Here is a 1,091-nt window from a genome sequence, read left to right on the forward strand (position 1 = left end):
CGGCCAGCTGCCAATCCTGGACGGGAGACCCGTTGACCAGCGTGCCATTGGTCGAACCGAGGTCCGAGAGCATCGCGGTCTGACCGTCCCAGCGAACCTCGATGTGCCGCCGGGAAACTCCGGTATCCGGCAGCCGGAAGTGCGCGTCCTGCCCACGACCGATGATGTTGCTGCCCTCGCGCAGCTGGTAGGTGCGGCCGGAGCCGTCGTCCAGCTGCAGCGTCGCCGAGTAGCCCGAGGCGCCCCGCGCGGGAGCCGCGCCGTAACCCGCCTGCTGCTGGTCATAGCCCTGCTGACCGTAGCCCTGCTGGTCGCCGTAACCCTGCTCGTAGCCCTGCTGCTGCCCGCCGTAGCCCTGGTCGGCATAACCCTGCTGCTGCCCGCCGTAGCCCTGGTCGGCGTACCCGCCCTGCTGCTGGCCGCCGTAGCCGCCGCCCTGCTCGTACCCCTGCTGGCCGTAGCCCTGCTGCTGGCCGTAGCCCGGGTCGGCGTAGCCCTGCTGCTGGCCGTAGCCCTGCTGGTCGCCGTAGCCCTGCTCGTAGCCCTGCTGCTGGCCATAGCCCTGCTGGTCGGCATAGCCCTGCTGCTGACCGTAGGCCTGATCGGGCGCGCCGTAGCCCGCCTGCTGCTGGCCGTAGCCCTGCTCGGCGTACCCGCCCTGCTGCTGGGCGCCGTAGCCGCCGCCCTGCTGCTGGTAGTCGTAGCCGTTCTGGTACTCGCCGTAGCCCTGCTCGGACTGGCCGTAGCCGTACTCGCCGTACCCCTGCTGACCGGGCCGGCCCGCAGGCGGGGGTGCGTACCCGCGGTTCCGCGGATCGGACTCCGCGGGCTCACGGCTGGGGTCGTAGCCTGAGTTCTGCGTCATGGGGCCAGCTCCTGGTTGCGGGTTGGGTCGTTGTGGGCGTTCAGGTCCCGGTGACGGGCTGGCCCGCCTGCCCGCGTCCGGATCCACCCGGCCGCGCGTCCTGAACTGTCCGGTGTGCAGCGTAGGGGATGCCTCGAACTCCACGTGCACTTCGCCGTAGGTCTGCCACCCTTGCTCACGGATGTGGTCCTGCAGATGTTTGGCGAACGCACGCACGGTGAGCTGG

General features: G+C 70.7%; 1 protein-coding gene and 1 pseudogene. Both read right to left on the minus strand.

The annotated features are described in order from the left end of the window. The coding region (locus tag ACIRS4_RS38660; RefSeq protein ID WP_404205020.1) for an FHA domain-containing protein at positions 1-865 on the minus strand (865 nt) is incomplete at its 3' end. A gap of 105 nt (positions 866-970) precedes the next feature. Beyond that, a pseudogene (locus tag ACIRS4_RS38665) lies at positions 971-1,081 on the minus strand (FhaA domain-containing protein); the annotation flags it as partial. Positions 1,082-1,091: the final 10 nt, after the last annotated feature.

It is taken from the genome of Streptomyces sp. NPDC101166 (genome assembly GCF_044768125.1).
Lineage (GTDB): Bacteria > Actinomycetota > Actinomycetes > Streptomycetales > Streptomycetaceae > Streptomyces.